Consider the following 17,220-nt stretch of genomic DNA (forward strand, 5'->3'; position numbering starts at 1 on the left):
GAAGCCTACATCCTGACGAAGGAAGAAGGCGGCCGTCATACGCCGTTCTTCACGAACTACCGTCCGCAGTTCTACTTCCGTACGACTGACGTTACCGGTATCGTTTCGCTTCCAGAAGGCACGGAAATGGTTATGCCTGGCGACAACGTGACTGTTGAAGTCGAGCTGATCGTTCCGATCGCGATGGAAGAAAAGCTGCGCTTCGCTATCCGCGAAGGCGGCCGTACCGTCGGCGCCGGCATCGTCGCTTCTATCGTCGAGTAATTTCACGACGTTGAAATTCAGACCGGCGGCGGTGTTACCCACACCGCCGCCGGGCTTTTAGTAAAAAAGCCTGGCGGCGTTGCATTTTTAGTGCTTGAAAAATTCGGTGAAAGCGCGTAAACGCGCATTCACACTCACCCGCTGGATTCGCAAGCAATTGCGGAGCGCGGTGTTTTAGCAATACAGACTACTGAAATGATTGGGGTGCGACGCGCATCCCTCTCGATTTTTGAAAATCTGCGGCGCCACGATCAATAGAAGTTCATGTGTTTCCGCGTGCGGAAACGAATAACAAAGAACAAGGACAAGACGAATGAACGGCCAGAATATCCGTATCCGCCTCAAGGCGTTCGATCACCGGATCCTCGATGCCTCTACCCGTGAAATCGTGTCGACCGCAAAGCGCACCGGCGCCAGCGTTCGCGGCCCGGTTCCGCTCCCCACCCGCATCGAAAAGTTTACCGTCAACCGCTCTCCTCACGTTGATAAGAAGAGCCGTGAACAGTTCGAAATGCGGACGCACAAGCGTCTTCTCGATATCGTTGACCCCACCCCGCAGACCGTCGATGCTCTGATGAAGCTTGACCTGGCTGCCGGCGTTGACGTGGAAATCAAGCTCTAAGACTGGCCTGACCTCATCCAAGTGAGGGCCATATAACAAGGAAGGTACGTGGAGAAATCCAACGGCTTCCAATCCGGAGACCGGAAACATCGTGAGATGTCGAAGGGCACTCCTTAACAAAGGCCAAAAAGGGTTTTCCCTTCAAGGCTCGCAAGAGGATGAACCAATGCGTTCAGGTGTGATTGCACAGAAAGTGGGTATGACCCGCGTCTACAACGACGCTGGTGAACATATTCCAGTAACAGTATTGCGGATGGATAACGTACAAGTCGTTTCCCAGCGCACGGAAGACAAGAATGGCTACACCGCAGTTCAGCTCGGTGCCGGCCAGTCCAAGGTCAAAAACACGACGAAGGCGCTTCGCGGTCATTTTGCCGCTGCCAATGTCGAACCGAAAGCAAAGCTCGTCGAGTTCCGGGTTTCCCCCGAGAACCTGATCGATATCGGTGCAACACTGACCGCAACTCATTTTCAGGCCGGCCAGCTGGTCGACGTAACGGGAACCACGATCGGTAAGGGTTTTGCCGGTGCTATGAAGCGTCACAACTTCGGTGGTGGTCGCGCTTCGCACGGTAACTCCGTATCGCACCGTGCGCACGGTTCGACTGGTAACAACCAGGATCCGGGCCGCGTGTGGAAGGGCAAGCGCATGGCTGGTCATATGGGCCAGACGCGCGTTACGACCCAGAACCTCGAAGTCGTTTCGACCGATGAAGACCGTGGCCTGATCCTCGTTAAGGGTGCAGTTCCCGGTTCCAAGGGCGCCTGGATCATCGTCCGCGACGCCGTCAAGTCGGCCGCGAAGTAAGGGAGCCTTATCATGGAATTGAACGTCAAGACCCTCGAGGGAAAAGACGCCGGCAAGGTTTCTCTGTCGGACGAGATTTTCGGCCTCGATCCCCGTCAGGATATCCTGGCCCGTATGGTTCGCTGGCAGCTTGCAAAGAAGCAGCAGGGAACGCACAAGACCAAGACCCGTGCGGAAGTTTCCCGTACTGGTGCGAAGATGTACAAGCAGAAGGGTACGGGCCGCGCTCGTCACCATTCGGCTCGCGCACCGCAGTTCCGCGGCGGCGGCAAGGCCCACGGCCCGGTCGTTCGCAGCCACGCACACGACCTTCCCAAGAAGGTTCGCGCGCTTGCTCTGCGTCACGCCCTGTCTGCAAAGCTGAAGGCTGAAGATTTGATCATCGTCGATCAGCTCGTCGCGTCCGAAGCAAAGACCAAGGCTCTGCTGGGCAGCTTCGCTTCGCTTGGCCTGACCAACGCTCTCGTTATCGGTGGCGCAGAACTTGATGGCAACTTCAAGCTCGCAGCTCAGAACATCCCGAATGTGGACGTTCTGCCGGTTCAGGGCATCAATGTTTACGACATCCTGCGTCGTGGCAAGCTCGTGCTTTCCAAGGCTGCTGTAGAGGCTCTGGAGGAGCGGTTCAAATGACGGATCTTCGCCACTACGATGTGATCGTATCTCCTTCGATCACGGAAAAGTCGACGCTGGTATCCGAACAGAACCAGGTCGTATTCAACGTCGCCAAAAGCGCTTCCAAGCCTGAAATCAAGGCTGCCGTGGAAGCTCTCTTCGGCGTCAAAGTCACGGCTGTGAACACGCTTATCCGCAAGGGTAAGACCCGTCGTTTCCGTGGGTTCGCCGGTAAGCTGAAAGACGTCAAGAAAGCCGTCGTTACGCTCGCCGAAGGTCAATCCATCGACGTGTCCACCGGACTCTAAAGGTTAGGCCCAAGCGGGCAAAGACCCAAAAGGGAACAAGAATATGGCATTGAAAAGTTTCAATCCGACCACGCCAAGCCAGCGTCAGCTGGTTATCGTGGACCGCGCTTCGCTCTACAAGGGCAAGCCGGTAAAGGCTCTCACCCAGGGCCTCAGCTCCAAGGGTGGCCGCAACAACCAGGGCCGGATCACCGTCCGGTTCCAGGGTGGTGGTCACAAGCGGACCTACCGTCTGGTGGACTTCAAGCGTCGCAAGTTCGACGTTGAAGGCACCGTTGAACGTTTGGAATACGACCCCAACCGCACCGCGTTCATCGCGCTGGTTACGTATACCGACGGCGAACAGGCTTACATTCTCGCGCCACAGCGTCTCGCTGCCGGTGACAAGGTGATCGCCTCCGACAAGGCAGTGGACGTGAAGCCCGGCAACACCATGCCGCTTCAGTACATTCCTGTCGGTTCGATCATCCACAACGTCGAGATGAAGCCAGGTAAAGGCGGTCAGATTGCCCGCTCCGCCGGTACGTACGTCCAGCTCGTCGGCCGCGATGCCGGTATGGCTATCCTGCGTCTCAACTCGGGCGAACAGCGTCTGGTGCACGGCTCCTGCCTCGCATCGATCGGCGCAGTTTCGAACTCCGATCACGGCAACACCAACGACGGCAAGGCCGGTCGTTCGCGTTGGCGTGGCAAGCGTCCGCACGTTCGCGGCGTCGTCATGAACCCGGTCGACCACCCGCACGGTGGTGGTGAAGGTCGCACGTCGGGTGGTCGTCACCCGGTTACTCCGTGGGGTAAACCCACGAAGGGCAAGCGCACCCGTTCGAACAAGTCGACCGACAAGTTCATCATGCGTTCGCGCCATCAGCGCAAGAAGTAAGAGGAGAAGTCTCAAGTGGCTCGTTCAGTTTGGAAAGGTCCGTTTGTTGACGGCTATCTTCTCACTAAGGCTGAGAAGGTGCGCGAAAGCGGACGCAATGAAGTAATCAAGATCTGGAGCCGTCGCTCCACGATCCTGCCGCAGTTCGTCGGATTGACGTTTGGCGTCTACAACGGCAGCAAGCATGTGCCCGTCTCTGTCAATGAAGACATGGTCGGACACAAGTTCGGTGAATTCTCTCCGACCCGTACCTATTACGGTCACGGCGCGGACAAGAAGGCAAAGAGGAAGTAATCATGGCGAAGGCTAAGACCGAACGCCGGCTGAAGGACAATGAGGCTCAGGCCATTGCCCGTACGCTCCGCGTCAGCCCCCAGAAACTGAACCTGGTTGCCGCTCTTATCCGTGGCAAGAAGGTAGATCGCGCTCTCGCCGAGCTCGAATTCTCCCGCAAGCGCATCGCAGGGACCGTCAAGAAGACGCTCGAATCTGCGATTGCCAATGCGGAAAACAACCATGACCTCGACGTCGACGCTCTCGTCGTCGCCGAGGCCTATGTTGGCAAGTCCATCACCATGAAGCGTTTCCACGCTCGTGGCCGTGGTCGTGCATCCCGCATTGAAAAGCCGTTCTCTCACCTCACGATCGTTGTTCGTGAAGTTGAGGAAAAAGGGGAGGCCGCATAATGGGTCAGAAAATCAATCCGATCGGCTTCCGCCTCGGCATCAACCGTACCTGGGATAGCCGCTGGTACGCTGACACCGCTGAATACGGCAAGCTGCTGCATGAAGACCTGAAGATCCGGGCTTACCTGATCAAGGAACTCAAGCAGGCCGGTATCGCCAAGGTGGTCATCGAGCGTCCGCACAAGAAGTGCCGCGTTACGATTCATTCGGCTCGTCCGGGTCTCATCATCGGCAAGAAGGGCGCGGACATCGAGAAGCTTCGCAAGAAGCTTTCCGAGATGACCAACTCCGAAACGCACCTCAACATCGTTGAAGTGCGCAAGCCGGAAATCGACGCGACTCTCGTCGCTCAGTCGATCGCCCAGCAGCTCGAGCGCCGCGTGGCTTTCCGCCGTGCGATGAAGCGTTCGGTTCAGTCCGCAATGCGTCTTGGCGCCGAAGGCATCAAGATCACCTGCGGTGGTCGTCTCGGTGGCGCCGAAATCGCTCGTACCGAATGGTACCGCGAAGGACGCGTTCCGCTGCACACGCTGCGTGCGGACATCGACTACGGCACAGCTGAAGCGGAAACCGCGTTCGGCATCTGCGGCATCAAGGTCTGGATCTTCAAGGGCGAAATCCTTGAGCACGATCCGATGGCTTCTGAGCGTCGTGGTCTCGAAGGCGATGCTCAGGGCCCTGCAAGCCGTGAGCGTGGCGATCGTCCCGATCGTCGTCGCGAAAACGCTTGATTGACGCTGGCGAAAGATAAGCTCGGAGAAGTAAGAAAATGTTGCAGCCAAAGCGTACTAAGTACCGCAAGCAGTTCAAGGGACGCATCAAGGGCGTCGCCAAGGGCGGCTTTGACCTGGCATTCGGTGAATTCGGCTTGAAGTCGCAGGAACCGAACCGCGTGAACGCACGCGAGATCGAAGCGGCCCGCCGCGCGATCACGCGTTACATGAAGCGCGCAGGTCGTGTGTGGATCCGCGTATTCCCAGACGTTCCGGTAACGGCAAAGCCGACCGAAGTTCGTATGGGTAAGGGCAAGGGTTCGGTCGAATACTGGGCATGCAAGGTCAAGCCCGGTCGTATGATGTTCGAGATCGACGGTGTGTCCGAGGAGATCGCCCGCGAGGCGCTTCGTCTCGGCGCTGCCAAGCTCTCGGTCAAGACGCGCTTCGTACAGCGCATCGCAGAGTAAGGAGCAAGGCACATGAAAGCCGATGAAGTTCGCGGCCTCAGCGCCGACCAGCTCAAGGACAAGCTCGCCGATCTGAAGAAGGAGCAGTTCAACCTGCGCTTCCAGAAGGCGACTGGCCAGCTGGAGAAGTCCTCGCGCATCAACGAAGTCCGCAAGGACATCGCCCGCGTTAAAACCATTGCCCGCCAGAAGGCGGCAGAAGCCAAGGCCTAAGGAAAAATAATATGCCGAAACGCATTCTGCAGGGCGTCGTAGTGTCCGACAAGAACGAGAAGACTGTTGTAGTCCGGGTTGAGCGCCGATTCGCTCACCCGCTGCTCCAGAAGACCGTTCGCCGTTCGAAGAAGTACAAGGCACACGACGAAAACAATCAGTATAAGGTCGGCGATGTCGTTTCCATCGAGGAATGCGCACCGATCTCCAAGGACAAGCGCTGGACGGTCGTTTCCGCCCAGGCTTAATTTCATCAGAATCGCGCCAGGTCTCTTGTACTTGGCGCGAAATACTGTATGAAGCACCGCAAGGACGCTCGTGAATCGAGCGTCTTTTGCTTTGATGCGCACGGAAGGTCCTTCGGGAAACCACCCTGTCACGACATTTCCGCGCAAAAAAAGAGACATTCATAAGCTGGGGCAGGGGGCTCACTCGGGAGAGTTTGCCCAACCGTTCCGGTAACAACAAGAAGGCGACCTGACATGATTCAGATGCAAACAAACCTCGACGTGGCGGATAATTCCGGCGCACGTCGTGTCATGTGCATCAAGGTGCTGGGCGGCTCGAAGCGCAAATATGCTTCTGTTGGCGACATTATTGTCGTTTCCATCAAGGAAGCTATTCCGCGCGGCCGCGTCAAGAAGGGCGATGTGATGAAGGCGGTTGTCGTTCGCACCGCCAAGGACATCCGTCGCGCTGACGGCAGCGTCATCCGTTTCGATAACAACGCAGCCGTTCTTATCGACAACAAGAAAGAGCCCATCGGCACCCGTATCTTCGGACCGGTTCCGCGCGAACTTCGCGCCAAGAACCACATGAAGATCATCTCGCTGGCTCCGGAAGTACTGTAAGGAGCGTATGCGATGCAGAAAATTCGTAAAGGCGACAACGTTGTCGTATTGACCGGTAAGGACAAGGGCCGTACCGGCGAAGTAATCCAGGTTTTGCCGAAGGAAGATCGGGCCGTTGTGCGTGGCGTTAACATGGTGAAGCGTCACCAGCGCCAGACCCAGGCTCAGGAAGCTGGCATCATCAACAAGGAAGCGTCCTTGCACATCTCCAACATTGCCATCGTCGATAAGGATGGCAAGCCGACCCGCGTTGGCTTTACTGTTGTAGACGGCAAGAAGGTCCGCGTGGCCAAGCGTTCGGGAGAAGTGATCGATGGCTGATAAGTACGAGCCGCGTCTCAAGACGGAGTACGTTTCCCGTATCCGTGGCGCCATGCAGGAGAAGTTCTCCTACGCCAACGTGATGATGATCCCGAAGCTTGAAAAGATCGTGATCAACATGGGTGTTGGCGAGGCAACTGCCGACTCCAAGAAGCCAACCATTGCTGCCGGTGACCTGGCTGCGATTGCCGGCCAGAAGCCGGTTGTTACCCGCGCTCGCAACTCGATCGCTGGTTTCAAGGTTCGCGAAGGCATGCCGATCGGTGCGAAGGTTACCCTTCGTGGCGCCCGCATGTATGAATTCCTTGATCGCCTGGTCAACATCGCGCTGCCGCGCGTTCGCGACTTCCGGGGTCTGAACCCGAAGAGCTTTGACGGCCGTGGCAACTTCGCCATGGGCATCAAGGAACACATTGTGTTCCCTGAGATCAACTACGATAAGGTTGATCAGATGTGGGGCATGGACATCATCGTTTGCACGACGGCGACGTCGGACGACGAAGCACGGGCTCTGCTTACAGAGTTCAACTTCCCGTTCCGTCACTAACCGTAACGACGAGCGTAGAAAAGGAACTCCGATATGGCGAAAACAAGCGCAGTTGAAAAGAACAAGCGCCGCCGCAAGTCGGTCGCCCAGCAGGCCACCAAGCGGGCTGCACTGAAGGCGATCGTGATGAACCAGTCCCTTCCGATCGAAGACCGGTTCAAGGCCACTCTGAAGCTCGCTTCGCTGCCGCGTGACGGCTCGAAGACGCGTATCCGCAACCGCTGCGAAGTAACGGGCCGTCCGCGCGCGTTCTATCGCAAACTCAAGATGTCGCGTATCGCGCTTCGTGAGCTGGGCAATTCCGGCAAGGTGCCGGGCATTGTCAAGTCGAGCTGGTAAGGAGACGGGCACATGACCATGACTGATCCTTTGGGTGATATGCTCACCCGCATCCGCAATGGTGCTGCTCGCCGTAAGTCTTCGGTAAGCACGCCTGCTTCCAGCCTCCGCGCACGCGTTCTCGACGTGCTGCAGGCTGAAGGCTACATTCGCGGTTATTCCAAGGTCGATTTCGAAAACGGCAAGGCCGAATTCACGATCGAACTGAAGTACTACGAAGGCGCGTCCGTGATCCGTGAGATCGGCCGCGTTTCTAAGCCGGGCCGCCGAGTTTATGTCTCGGTTAAGTCCATTCCGCAGGTCGCGAACGGCCTCGGCATCACTATCCTTTCGACCCCGAAGGGCGTGATGGCCGATCACCAAGCTCGCGAACAGAACGTTGGTGGCGAGGTTCTTTGCTCGGTCTTCTAAGACCCGAGCACGGATCTCCATAACGAACAGACAGGATTGAACAATGTCTCGTATCGGTAAAAAGCCCGTTCAGGTTCCAGCAGGTGTTACGGCCAATGTCGACGGCCAGAAGGTCACTGCTAAGGGCCCGAAGGGTGAACTGTTTTTCGTCGCTAATGACGACATCCAGCTGAAACTCGAAGATAATGGCGTTTCCGTAACGCCGGCCAACAACACCAAGGAAGCTCGTTCCAAGTGGGGCATGTCCCGCACGATGATCGAGAACATCTTCAAGGGTGTTAAGGACGGCTACGAACGCAAGCTCGAAATCAACGGCGTCGGTTACCGTGCCGCCCTGCAGGGCAAGAACCTGCAGCTGGCTCTCGGTTTCAGCCACGATGTTGTTTACGAGCCTCCGGTCGGCATCACCATTGCCGTTCCGAAGCCGACGGAAATCATCGTTTCCGGCATCAACAAGCAGCAGGTTGGCCAGGTTGCCGCGGAAATCCGCGAATACCGTGGTCCCGAGCCCTACAAGGGCAAGGGCGTGAAGTACGCTGAAGAGCGTATCGTCCGCAAAGAAGGCAAGAAGAAGTAAGGATCACGCGAAATGGCTAGCAGGAAAGAAGCACTTGCACGTCGCGCGAGCCGTGTGCGCCGCCAGATCAAGGCGGTTGCCAATGGCCGCCCGCGCCTGTCGGTTCATCGCTCGTCGAAGAACATCTACGCTCAGATCATCGATGACGTTGCTGGCAAGACGCTTGCGTCTGCCTCCACGCTCGAAGCCGATCTGCGCGGCTCGCTCAAGACCGGCGCCGACGTTGCAGCAGCAGCTGTCGTAGGCAAGCTGGTTGCAGAGCGTGGCGTCAAGGCTGGCGTCAAGGATGTCGTATTCGACCGTGGCGCATTCATCTATCACGGCCGTATCAAGGCTGTGGCAGAAGCTGCCCGCGAAGGCGGTCTGAACTTCTGAGTGCTTGACCCTTTCGATTGTTCGCAATCGAAAGAAAGGATCACGCACCACTCAAGATCCTGCAGCGTCCTTTGCGTGTCGGTTTCGACACGCGGCGCTGCAGTTTCCGCCCTGACAACGATCCGGGCGGAATTTCACCGGGCCATGCGGGTCTCTTCATCGAGGCCGGTGGTCTTTTCGTTTGCCGTTCCACCCGTAAAAGAAAAAGGACAAGGACAATGGCACAGGAAAAAAGAGGTTCTCGCGACGACCGCCAGAACCGTGAAGAACGCGATAGCGAATTCGTCGACAAGCTGGTCGCGATCAACCGCGTTGCAAAGGTTGTTAAGGGTGGCCGTCGCTTTGGCTTCGCCGCTCTCGTCGTCGTCGGCGACCAGAAGGGCCGCGTTGGCTTCGGTCACGGCAAGGCTCGCGAAGTTCCAGAAGCCATCCGTAAGGCAACCGAGAGCGCAAAGCGCGATCTGATCTTCGTTCCGCTGCGCGATGGCCGCACGCTGCATCACGACGTCAATGGCCGTCACGGCGCAGGCAAGGTTCTGCTGCGTTCGGCCAAGGCCGGTACCGGTATCATCGCCGGTGGTCCGATGCGCGCTGTTTTCGAAACGCTGGGCGTTCATGACGTTGTTGCCAAGTCGACCGGTTCTTCGAACCCGTACAACATGGTTCGCGCAACGTTCGACGCTCTGAAGCATCAGGTTCATCCTAAGGACATCGCTGCACAGCGTGGTCTCAAGTATGCGACCCTTCAGTCTCGTCGTGCCGCTTCCGGCAACGCTTCTGAAGAATAAGGAGCTGGATCATGGCCAAGAAGACTACTGAAGCCAAAAAGACTGTTACGGTCGAACAGATCGGCAGCCCTATCCGCCGCCCGGCAATCCAGCGTCAGACGCTGGTCGGTCTGGGTCTCAACAAGATGCACCGTCAGCGCACCCTGGAAGATACTCCTGCGGTTCGCGGCATGATCCGTGCGGTCCAGCATCTCGTTCGCGTCGTTGACGAGAAGTGAGACGGAGTAACCTATCATGAAACTCAATGAAATCAGAGACAACGAAGGCTCCACCAAGGACCGTATCCGCGTAGGTCGCGGTATCGGTTCCGGCAAGGGCAAGACCGGTGGTCGCGGTGTGAAGGGTCAGAAGGCTCGTTCGGGCGTCGCCATCAACGGTTTTGAAGGCGGTCAGATGCCAATCTACCGTCGTCTTCCGAAGCGCGGTTTCAACAACATTTTCGCTTCCGAATTTGCTGTTGTATCGCTTGGTCGCATTCAGACCGCCATCGACGCCAAGAAGCTCGACGCTTCCGCAACGATCGATGCTGCTGCTCTCAAGGCTGCTGGCGTTATCCGTCGCACCAAGGACGGCGTTCGCATTCTCGCTGACGGCGAACTGACGAGCAAGGTTGCTTTTGAAGTTGCCGGCGCTTCCAAGCCTGCACTCGAAAAGATTGAGAAGGCTGGCAGCTCTATCAAGCTTCTCGCAGTTGCAGCTGAAGCCTCCGAGTAATATATAGACTTCAGACGCCCGGGGCATAGTCGCTCCGGGCGTTTGCGCTCCCTGGCTTATGGTGCTCTCGATTTAAATCGATTTATTGTGGCATCACGGCAAACTCTTCGCGGTGCAGCTGTTATGCGCGCCACATGCGGCATAAAGTGCCGCAGGGAGAGCCTCACAGTTCTTGAACTTCCTTGAGGGAGGGGATAGGACATAAAAAAACAGGGTGAGGCATGATGGCGGCGCAACGCCGTGTTCGTCCGAAGCCCGTTTTTGAACCGGTATTTTTAGACCTTTCCGCATTGGCCGGTTTCGCTGGCCGGCAAGGGTCATTCGGAGAAATTTATGGCTTCAGCAGCGGAACAACTGGCTTCGAACCTGAATTTTTCGACCTTCGCTAAGGCGGAGGATCTGAAAAAGCGTCTCTGGTTTACTCTTGCCGCACTTCTCGTCTACCGTCTTGGTACCCACATTCCGCTTCCGGGTCTGAACCCAGAAGCCTATGCGCAGGCCTTCCGTGGCCAGGCCAACGGTATTCTCGGTCTTTTCAACATGTTTGCGGGTGGCGCAGTCGAGCGTATGGCGATCTTCGCCCTCGGCATCATGCCTTACATCTCCGCTTCGATCATCGTGCAGCTCATGACCTCGGTCGTGCCTTCGCTCGAAGCGTTGAAGAAGGAAGGCGAAGCCGGACGCAAGATCATCAACCAGTACACGCGCTACGGCACGGTACTGCTTGGCACCCTGCAGGCCTACGGCATCGCTGTCGGCCTTGAGAGCGGCAACGGCMTCGTGGTCGATCCTGGCCTGTTCTTCCGTATTTCCACCGTCATCACGCTGCTCGGCGGCACGATGTTCCTGATGTGGCTTGGCGAACAGATTACCTCGCGCGGCATCGGCAACGGTATTTCGCTCATCATCTTTGCCGGTATTGCCGCAGGTCTGCCCAAGGCGCTTGCCGGCACGCTGGAACTCGGCCGCACCGGTGCGCTGTCGACGACGCTCATCCTCATGGTCGTTATCGTGGCAATCGGCGTCATCGCGCTGATCGTTTTCGTGGAGCGCGCCCAGCGCCGTCTGCTGATACAATATCCGAAACGCCAGGTCGGCAACCGGATGTTCCAGGGCGATACCTCGCATCTGCCGCTGAAGCTCAACACGGCTGGCGTTATTCCCGCGATCTTCGCATCCTCGCTGCTGCTTCTGCCTGCGACGGCTGCCGGTTTTGCCGGAAACACCAACCTGCCGGGCTGGGCAACCTCGATCATCGCGTCGCTGCAGCATGGACAGCCGCTGTTCATGGCGCTCTACGGCCTGCTCATCGCGTTCTTTGCATTTTTCTACACGGCTATCGTCTTCAATCCGAAGGACACGGCCGATAACCTCAAGAAGCATGGCGGCTTTATTCCGGGCATTCGGCCGGGCGAGCGCACCGCGGAGTACATCGATTACGTTCTGACCCGTATCACGGTTGTCGGCGCTGTTTATCTTGTCTTCGTGTGTATCCTTCCTGAGACACTTATCGCACGTACGGGCATTCCATTAGCCCTTGGTGGTACTTCGCTTTTGATCGTTGTCAGTGTAACTCTGGACACGGTTGCGCAAATTCAGGGACACCTGATCGCGCAGCAGTATGAAGGACTGATCAAGAAGTCGAAGTTGCGTGGAGGAAAGAGGGGACGATGAGACTGATATTTTTAGGTCCGCCGGGTGCGGGCAAGGGAACCCAGGCCAAACGCCTGACTGACAAGTACGGGATCCCGCAGCTTTCCACCGGTGACATGCTTCGCGCTGCGGTTAGCGCGGGCACGGAAATAGGCAAACGCGCCAAGGCCGTCATGGACGCCGGTGGGCTGGTTTCCGACGATATCGTCAATCAGATCGTTTCCGAACGCATCGAAGCTCCGGACTGTGCCAAGGGTTTCATTCTCGATGGCTATCCGCGCACCGTTCCGCAGGCCAAGGCGCTTGCCGAGAACATGCACAAGAAGAATGTCGCCCTCGATGCCGTCATCGAACTGAAGGTGGACGAGGAGGCGCTGATTCGCCGAATCGAAAATCGCGTTGCAGAGACCATCGCTGCCGGTGGCACGGTTCGTTCCGACGACAATCCGGAAGCCTTCCGCAAGCGGTTGACGGAGTATCGCGAGAAGACTGCGCCGCTGTCGCAATATTACAGCGAGCAGGGCGAACTTGTGACACTGGATGGCATGGCTGATGTCGATGCCGTCACCGCGGCCATCGAACGGGTTCTGGAAAAGGCCTCGGCCTGATGGTTGGAGCGGGATGGTGAAAACCGCAGGCGGTTTTCCCGGCAAATCCTGTGCTCCTGATACGGCGTATCCTTTGGATCGCAAAAGAATCTTGGCGGAGCCGGTTGCTTTTTAGCGCTGATTCCGTTAAACACCGCGCCAACTCGCGACATCCCAAGCGACTGGCGCGGATTTCCCTTAAGGGAGGGAAATCCGGGTTCGGTCGTTTTGACTTGTCACGGACATCAATTTTGAACTGGCGGTCGTGTCGGCCGCTCGAATGGAATCACCACTTGCCGGATGGCAACTGGAACCAAGGAGAAAAGACGTGGCACGTATCGCTGGCGTCAACATCCCGACTGCAAAGCGCGTTGTTATTGCGCTGACGTATATTCACGGGATTGGTCCGAAATTCGCGCAGGAAATCATGGACAAGGTCGGTCTTCCGGCTGACAAGCGCGTTCATCAGCTTACGGATGCTGAAGTTCTTCAGATCCGCGAAGCAATCGACCGCGACTATCAGGTCGAAGGCGATCTTCGTCGCGAGACCTCGATGAACATCAAGCGTCTGATGGACCTCGGCTGCTACCGCGGCCTGCGTCACCGTCGTGGCCTTCCGGTCCGCGGTCAGCGCACGCACACCAACGCCCGCACCCGTAAGGGTCCGGCGAAGGCTATCGCTGGTAAGAAGAAGTAATTTTCCGGTTCTCCGGAAAGGAGAGGCTGGTGCGGTCTGCGCCAGCCTTTCTGAGTTTGGCGTGAAGCTCGGAAACGGGTCGATCGCCGGTGTAGCCGCTGGTGTTACGGCGGTGAAGAGATCAATGAAAGGTATAAAATGGCCAAGGAAGCCGCACGCGTTCGCCGTCGCGAACGTAAAAATATCACGTCGGGCGTCGCGCATGTCAACTCGACCTTCAACAACACGATGATCACCATCACCGACGCACAGGGCAATGCTATTGCCTGGTCGTCCGCTGGTGCCAAGGGCTTCAAGGGTTCGCGCAAGTCGACCCCGTTTGCTGCCCAGATCGCTGCTGAAGATTGCGCGAAGAAGGCTCAGGAACACGGCATGAAGTCGCTTGAAGTTGAAGTTTGCGGTCCGGGTTCCGGCCGTGAATCGGCACTTCGCGCTCTGCAGGCTGCCGGTTTCATGATCACTTCCATTCGCGACGTGACGCCGATCCCGCACAACGGTTGCCGTCCGCGCAAGAAGCGCCGCGTCTGACGCGACCGTGGTTCGGAAATTCCGCCTTTCCTTCGGTCTGGCGGAATTTTCGTGTATCTGGCGTGTGCGCGTCGATTTCGATCGACGGACTTGCGCTCAAGAACCCACTGATGAACCGCGGAATTAGGTTCCTCTCAGTGTTTTCATGCTCGGTCCGTCACGATTGGATGGTGGCGGCGAACGGAAGGTTTAAAGATGATTCAGAAGAACTGGCAGGAACTTATCAAGCCGAACAAGGTCGAGTTCACCTCGTCCAGCCGCACCAAGGCAACGCTCGTTGCCGAGCCGCTGGAGCGTGGTTTCGGTCTTACCCTCGGCAACGCGCTTCGTCGCGTTCTGTTGTCTTCTCTGCGTGGTGCCGCTGTTACGGCCGTGCAGATCGACGGTGTCCTGCACGAATTCTCCTCCATCCCCGGCGTTCGGGAAGATGTGACGGATATCGTGCTCAACATCAAGGAAATCGCCATCAAGATGGATGGTGACGATTCCAAGCGCATGGTCGTGCGCAAGCAGGGTCCGGGTTCGGTAACCGCTGGTGACATCCAGACGGTTGGCGACATCGAGATCCTGAACCCCGACCACGTGATCTGCACGCTGGACGAAGGCGCTGAAATCCGCATGGAATTCACCGTCAACAACGGCAAGGGTTACGTACCGGCTGAGCGCAACCGCGCGGAAGATGCCCCGATTGGCCTCATTCCGGTGGACAGCCTGTATTCTCCGGTCAAGAAAGTGTCCTACAAGGTGGAAAACACCCGTGAAGGTCAGGTTCTCGACTATGACAAGCTGATCATGACGATCGAGACCAACGGTTCGGTTTCCGGCGAAGACGCCGTTGCCTTCGCCGCTCGCATTCTTCAGGACCAGCTCGGCGTCTTCGTCAACTTCGACGAGCCGCAGAAGGAAGCAGAAGAAGAATCGGTTACCGAACTCGCGTTCAACCCGGCGCTTCTCAAGAAGGTCGACGAGCTGGAACTGTCCGTTCGTTCGGCAAACTGCCTGAAGAACGACAACATCGTCTATATCGGCGACCTGATCCAGAAGACCGAAGCCGAAATGCTTCGCACGCCGAACTTTGGTCGCAAGTCGCTGAACGAAATCAAGGAAGTTCTCGCTTCCATGGGTCTGCACCTCGGTATGGAAGTACCGGCATGGCCGCCTGAGAACATCGAAGATCTCGCCAAGCGTTACGAAGACCAATACTAACAAACAAGAAGGCAGACCTTAAAGACTGCCTTTCCCCGTCAAACAGCAGATAAGTCATCTGCATGTGCCAGGAAACGGCAGGCCTTAGAGAAGGCACCTGCGTAGAAGGAGAATAGCAATGCGCCACGGTAATTCAGGCCGCAAGCTCAATAGAACCGCCAGCCACCGCAAGGCAATGTTTGCCAACATGGCTGCTTCGCTCATCACCCATGAGCAGATCGTCACCACCCTTCCTAAGGCGAAGGAAATCCGTCCGATCGTCGAGCGTCTCGTGACGCTTGGCAAGCGCGGCGACCTGCACGCTCGTCGTCAGGCGATCTCGCAGATCAAGGATCAGGACGCTGTTCGCAAGCTGTTCGACGCAATCGCTTCGCGTTACGCAACCCGCAACGGCGGCTACCTGCGCATCATGAAGGCTGGCTTCCGCCAGGGCGACAACGCGGCTCTGGCCGTTGTTGAATTCGTCGAGCGTGACGTTGACGCCAAGGGCGCAGCCGACAAGGCTCGCGTTGCTGCGGAAGCTGCTGCTGCCGAAGCTGCGTAAGGTCTGACGCCGTTCAGGCGTCGTGAATTAAAAAGCCGGGTGAGAGATCACCCGGCTTTTTTATTTTCCAAAAGAATAGTCATGAACGACGCAGATAGTAACCGTCAGTGCCGTCGTCACCTTCGATCAACTCGACGGTCCGGTTGAGAAGCCATCTAATTCCCTTACCTTCGGCACCAAATTCAGCATTGGATGTGTTCCAAAGATCTCCAATCAAGCTATCTGAAACATCAGAGCGCAACAGGGATAAAAGGAATGTATTGAGCGCATTTCGCTCCTTTTTAGTTAAGTGATACAAACCTAGAAGTAAGACGCCATCCAAGCTTTCGAACATTTCGAAGTCTTGGATCATATAGCCTGTAAATTTCAGGAATACGGGTGCGGGTGTAATGGTCTTTTTCACAATATCGGCGTTCCGAGGGTAAGCTGTATCAACATAGAAGCCATTAGGGCGGCTGGCGTCGTGAACAATAAATACGCCAACTTCGTAATTTTCGCTTGTCTTGTATGTCGCCCGATAGATTTTTGGCAGGATTTACTTAATGATATCTATGTTATTGCTCTCTATCGGCTCGATGTCCTGCAATCTTCGTTTTTAACGATGCTTGGAAAGCGCTCGCTTCACTCCGGAACGTGTATACGGGCCTTGATGTGCTTGAGTTGCGCGACAATCGTAAACGTCATGATGACCAGCAGCGACCACGAACTCCACTTGCCGATATGGACGACGGACCAGGCGCCGATCTGATCGGGATATTTCCAGATACCGAAGAATGTGGAGATGTTTTCCGCCAGCCAGACGAAAAACCCTATCAGGACGAAGGAGAGAAGCAGCGGCATCTTTCGATCCCGATCATAGGGACGGTAGACCACCGTTGCGCGGGAATAGAGGCCGATGGCGCAGGCGGCGATGTACCAGCGGTAGTCACCGATAAAGTGGTGGGTGAAGAAGTTGGCGTAGATGGCGATACCGATCAGCGTTGCCATCCAATAGGTGGGATAATTGCGAATGCGCACATCCAGCAGGCGCCACGCCTGGATGATGTAGCTGCCGACGGCGGCGTACATGAAGCCGGAAAAGAGCGGCACGCCGAGGACCTTGCTATAGGCGAAGTCGGGGTAGGACCAGGACTGGATAGCGCTTGACGTCTTGAACACCTCAAGCGCGAAGCCGACGATATGGAACAGCAGGATGGCCTTGGCCTCGTCAAGCGTTTCCAGCCTGCTCCAGATCATGAAGAACTGGATGCCGAGTGCGACGATCAGCAGCACGTCATAACGCGGAATGCCAAATACCCCACCATGCGGCACCACGAAGATGGAAATGAAGAACAATCCCGCAAACAGGCAGGCACGGGCTTCCTTGATGCCGAAATAGAGAAATTCGATGACAAAGCGCCTGATGCCCTTGAGTTCGCCCCAAGGATAGGTATCGCACAGAAGATTGTCCAAAACCGAGAGGCGGGTTGCGGCTGGGCCTGTTGCTGTGCTCATGTTCGCGCC

At 56.8% G+C, this 17,220-nt stretch carries 30 protein-coding genes; 28 read left to right on the top strand and 2 right to left on the bottom strand.

Annotated elements, in window-relative coordinates:
- The 28 genes from AC1DCP_RS04900 to rplQ all read left to right on the top strand — a co-directional run.
- The coding region (locus tag AC1DCP_RS04900) for an EF-Tu C-terminal domain-related protein (protein WP_476774156.1) at window positions 1-264 on the top strand (264 nt) is incomplete at its 5' end.
- A 313-nt stretch (window positions 265-577) separates the two neighbouring features.
- Window positions 578-886, top strand: coding sequence for a 30S ribosomal protein S10 (gene rpsJ, locus AC1DCP_RS04905; protein WP_003507767.1), 309 nt, complete (start codon window positions 578-580; stop codon window positions 884-886).
- 166 nt (window positions 887-1,052) lie between these two features.
- Window positions 1,053-1,694 (top strand): 50S ribosomal protein L3, encoded by a 642-nt coding sequence (rplC, locus tag AC1DCP_RS04910; RefSeq protein WP_003516149.1) that lies wholly within the window; start codon window positions 1,053-1,055, stop codon window positions 1,692-1,694.
- 12 nt (window positions 1,695-1,706) lie between these two features.
- Window positions 1,707-2,327, top strand: coding sequence for a 50S ribosomal protein L4 (rplD, locus tag AC1DCP_RS04915; RefSeq protein WP_003516147.1), 621 nt, complete (start codon window positions 1,707-1,709; stop codon window positions 2,325-2,327).
- On the top strand, window positions 2,324-2,617 hold the full coding sequence (locus AC1DCP_RS04920; protein WP_003495178.1) for a 50S ribosomal protein L23: 294 nt from the start codon (window positions 2,324-2,326) through the stop codon (window positions 2,615-2,617). The genes rplD and AC1DCP_RS04920 overlap by 4 nt, the downstream gene beginning before the upstream one ends.
- Before the next feature lie 43 nt (window positions 2,618-2,660).
- The gene (gene rplB / locus AC1DCP_RS04925; protein ID WP_003516146.1) at window positions 2,661-3,497 is read left to right on the top strand and encodes a 50S ribosomal protein L2; all 837 of its coding nucleotides are present in this window, start codon (window positions 2,661-2,663) and stop codon (window positions 3,495-3,497) included.
- 15 nt (window positions 3,498-3,512) lie between these two features.
- Window positions 3,513-3,791 carry a 30S ribosomal protein S19 gene (gene rpsS / locus AC1DCP_RS04930; protein WP_003507772.1) on the top strand — a complete coding sequence of 93 codons (279 nt, stop codon included), beginning with the start codon at window positions 3,513-3,515 and terminating at the stop codon, window positions 3,789-3,791.
- A 2-nt stretch (window positions 3,792-3,793) separates the two neighbouring features.
- On the top strand, window positions 3,794-4,183 hold the full coding sequence (gene rplV, locus AC1DCP_RS04935) for a 50S ribosomal protein L22 (RefSeq protein ID WP_003495184.1): 390 nt from the start codon (window positions 3,794-3,796) through the stop codon (window positions 4,181-4,183).
- The gene (rpsC, locus tag AC1DCP_RS04940; RefSeq protein ID WP_003516138.1) at window positions 4,183-4,914 is read left to right on the top strand and encodes a 30S ribosomal protein S3; all 732 of its coding nucleotides are present in this window, start codon (window positions 4,183-4,185) and stop codon (window positions 4,912-4,914) included. The genes rplV and rpsC overlap by 1 nt, the downstream gene beginning before the upstream one ends.
- Window positions 4,915-4,952: 38 nt before the next feature.
- Entirely contained in the window at window positions 4,953-5,366 is a 414-nt protein-coding gene (gene rplP, locus AC1DCP_RS04945) for a 50S ribosomal protein L16 (protein WP_003516136.1), read from the top strand.
- Between the two features lie 12 nt (window positions 5,367-5,378).
- Entirely contained in the window at window positions 5,379-5,579 is a 201-nt protein-coding gene (rpmC, locus tag AC1DCP_RS04950; protein WP_003495193.1) for a 50S ribosomal protein L29, read from the top strand.
- A gap of 11 nt (window positions 5,580-5,590) precedes the next feature.
- A complete protein-coding gene (gene rpsQ / locus AC1DCP_RS04955) occupies window positions 5,591-5,827 on the top strand; it encodes a 30S ribosomal protein S17 (protein ID WP_003495195.1) in 237 nt (78 codons plus the stop codon).
- A gap of 234 nt (window positions 5,828-6,061) precedes the next feature.
- Window positions 6,062-6,430, top strand: a complete 369-nt coding sequence (gene rplN, locus AC1DCP_RS04960; RefSeq protein ID WP_003495199.1) for a 50S ribosomal protein L14 — start codon at window positions 6,062-6,064, stop codon at window positions 6,428-6,430.
- A gap of 12 nt (window positions 6,431-6,442) precedes the next feature.
- Window positions 6,443-6,751, top strand: coding sequence for a 50S ribosomal protein L24 (rplX, locus tag AC1DCP_RS04965; protein WP_003516133.1), 309 nt, complete (start codon window positions 6,443-6,445; stop codon window positions 6,749-6,751).
- The gene (gene rplE, locus AC1DCP_RS04970; protein ID WP_003495201.1) at window positions 6,744-7,298 is read left to right on the top strand and encodes a 50S ribosomal protein L5; all 555 of its coding nucleotides are present in this window, start codon (window positions 6,744-6,746) and stop codon (window positions 7,296-7,298) included. Before rplX ends, rplE begins: the two co-directional genes overlap by 8 nt.
- A gap of 33 nt (window positions 7,299-7,331) precedes the next feature.
- A complete protein-coding gene (gene rpsN, locus AC1DCP_RS04975) occupies window positions 7,332-7,637 on the top strand; it encodes a 30S ribosomal protein S14 (RefSeq protein WP_003495202.1) in 306 nt (101 codons plus the stop codon).
- A 12-nt stretch (window positions 7,638-7,649) separates the two neighbouring features.
- On the top strand, window positions 7,650-8,048 hold the full coding sequence (gene rpsH / locus AC1DCP_RS04980; protein ID WP_003516131.1) for a 30S ribosomal protein S8: 399 nt from the start codon (window positions 7,650-7,652) through the stop codon (window positions 8,046-8,048).
- Window positions 8,049-8,091: 43 nt separating this feature from the next.
- A complete protein-coding gene (gene rplF / locus AC1DCP_RS04985) occupies window positions 8,092-8,625 on the top strand; it encodes a 50S ribosomal protein L6 (RefSeq protein WP_003516129.1) in 534 nt (177 codons plus the stop codon).
- A gap of 12 nt (window positions 8,626-8,637) precedes the next feature.
- Window positions 8,638-9,000 (top strand): 50S ribosomal protein L18, encoded by a 363-nt coding sequence (rplR, locus tag AC1DCP_RS04990; RefSeq protein WP_003516127.1) that lies wholly within the window; start codon window positions 8,638-8,640, stop codon window positions 8,998-9,000.
- A gap of 218 nt (window positions 9,001-9,218) precedes the next feature.
- Window positions 9,219-9,788, top strand: a complete 570-nt coding sequence (gene rpsE, locus AC1DCP_RS04995; RefSeq protein WP_003516126.1) for a 30S ribosomal protein S5 — start codon at window positions 9,219-9,221, stop codon at window positions 9,786-9,788.
- Window positions 9,789-9,799: 11 nt separating this feature from the next.
- The gene (gene rpmD, locus AC1DCP_RS05000; protein ID WP_003495212.1) at window positions 9,800-10,006 is read left to right on the top strand and encodes a 50S ribosomal protein L30; all 207 of its coding nucleotides are present in this window, start codon (window positions 9,800-9,802) and stop codon (window positions 10,004-10,006) included.
- Between the two features lie 16 nt (window positions 10,007-10,022).
- Window positions 10,023-10,502: a 50S ribosomal protein L15 gene (rplO, locus tag AC1DCP_RS05005; RefSeq protein ID WP_003516125.1), complete on the top strand. Its 480-nt coding sequence runs from the start codon at window positions 10,023-10,025 to the stop codon at window positions 10,500-10,502.
- 333 nt (window positions 10,503-10,835) lie between these two features.
- Window positions 10,836-12,176: a preprotein translocase subunit SecY gene (gene secY / locus AC1DCP_RS05010; RefSeq protein ID WP_476774157.1), complete on the top strand. Its 1,341-nt coding sequence runs from the start codon at window positions 10,836-10,838 to the stop codon at window positions 12,174-12,176.
- The gene (locus tag AC1DCP_RS05015; protein ID WP_003516123.1) at window positions 12,173-12,763 is read left to right on the top strand and encodes an adenylate kinase; all 591 of its coding nucleotides are present in this window, start codon (window positions 12,173-12,175) and stop codon (window positions 12,761-12,763) included. The genes secY and AC1DCP_RS05015 overlap by 4 nt, the downstream gene beginning before the upstream one ends.
- Window positions 12,764-13,070: 307 nt before the next feature.
- Complete coding sequence (gene rpsM, locus AC1DCP_RS05020) at window positions 13,071-13,439, top strand: 30S ribosomal protein S13 (RefSeq protein WP_003516122.1); 369 nt, start codon at window positions 13,071-13,073, stop codon at window positions 13,437-13,439.
- Window positions 13,440-13,577: 138 nt separating this feature from the next.
- Window positions 13,578-13,967: a 30S ribosomal protein S11 gene (gene rpsK / locus AC1DCP_RS05025; protein WP_003495225.1), complete on the top strand. Its 390-nt coding sequence runs from the start codon at window positions 13,578-13,580 to the stop codon at window positions 13,965-13,967.
- 195 nt (window positions 13,968-14,162) lie between these two features.
- Window positions 14,163-15,173, top strand: a complete 1,011-nt coding sequence (locus AC1DCP_RS05030) for a DNA-directed RNA polymerase subunit alpha (protein WP_003516121.1) — start codon at window positions 14,163-14,165, stop codon at window positions 15,171-15,173.
- Window positions 15,174-15,291: 118 nt separating this feature from the next.
- Window positions 15,292-15,717: a 50S ribosomal protein L17 gene (rplQ, locus tag AC1DCP_RS05035; protein WP_003495230.1), complete on the top strand. Its 426-nt coding sequence runs from the start codon at window positions 15,292-15,294 to the stop codon at window positions 15,715-15,717.
- Window positions 15,718-15,796: 79 nt separating this feature from the next.
- Here the strand turns inward: rplQ and AC1DCP_RS05040 are convergent, their stop codons facing one another.
- Together AC1DCP_RS05040 and AC1DCP_RS05045 are read right to left on the bottom strand one after the other, a co-directional pair.
- Window positions 15,797-16,120, bottom strand: coding sequence for a hypothetical protein (locus AC1DCP_RS05040; protein WP_065687217.1), 324 nt, complete (start codon window positions 16,118-16,120; stop codon window positions 15,797-15,799).
- Between the two features lie 218 nt (window positions 16,121-16,338).
- Complete coding sequence (locus tag AC1DCP_RS05045; protein WP_025593944.1) at window positions 16,339-17,211, bottom strand: DUF817 domain-containing protein; 873 nt, start codon at window positions 17,209-17,211, stop codon at window positions 16,339-16,341.
- Window positions 17,212-17,220: the final 9 nt, after the last annotated feature.

It is taken from the genome of Agrobacterium sp. 10T429 (assembly GCF_056393925.1).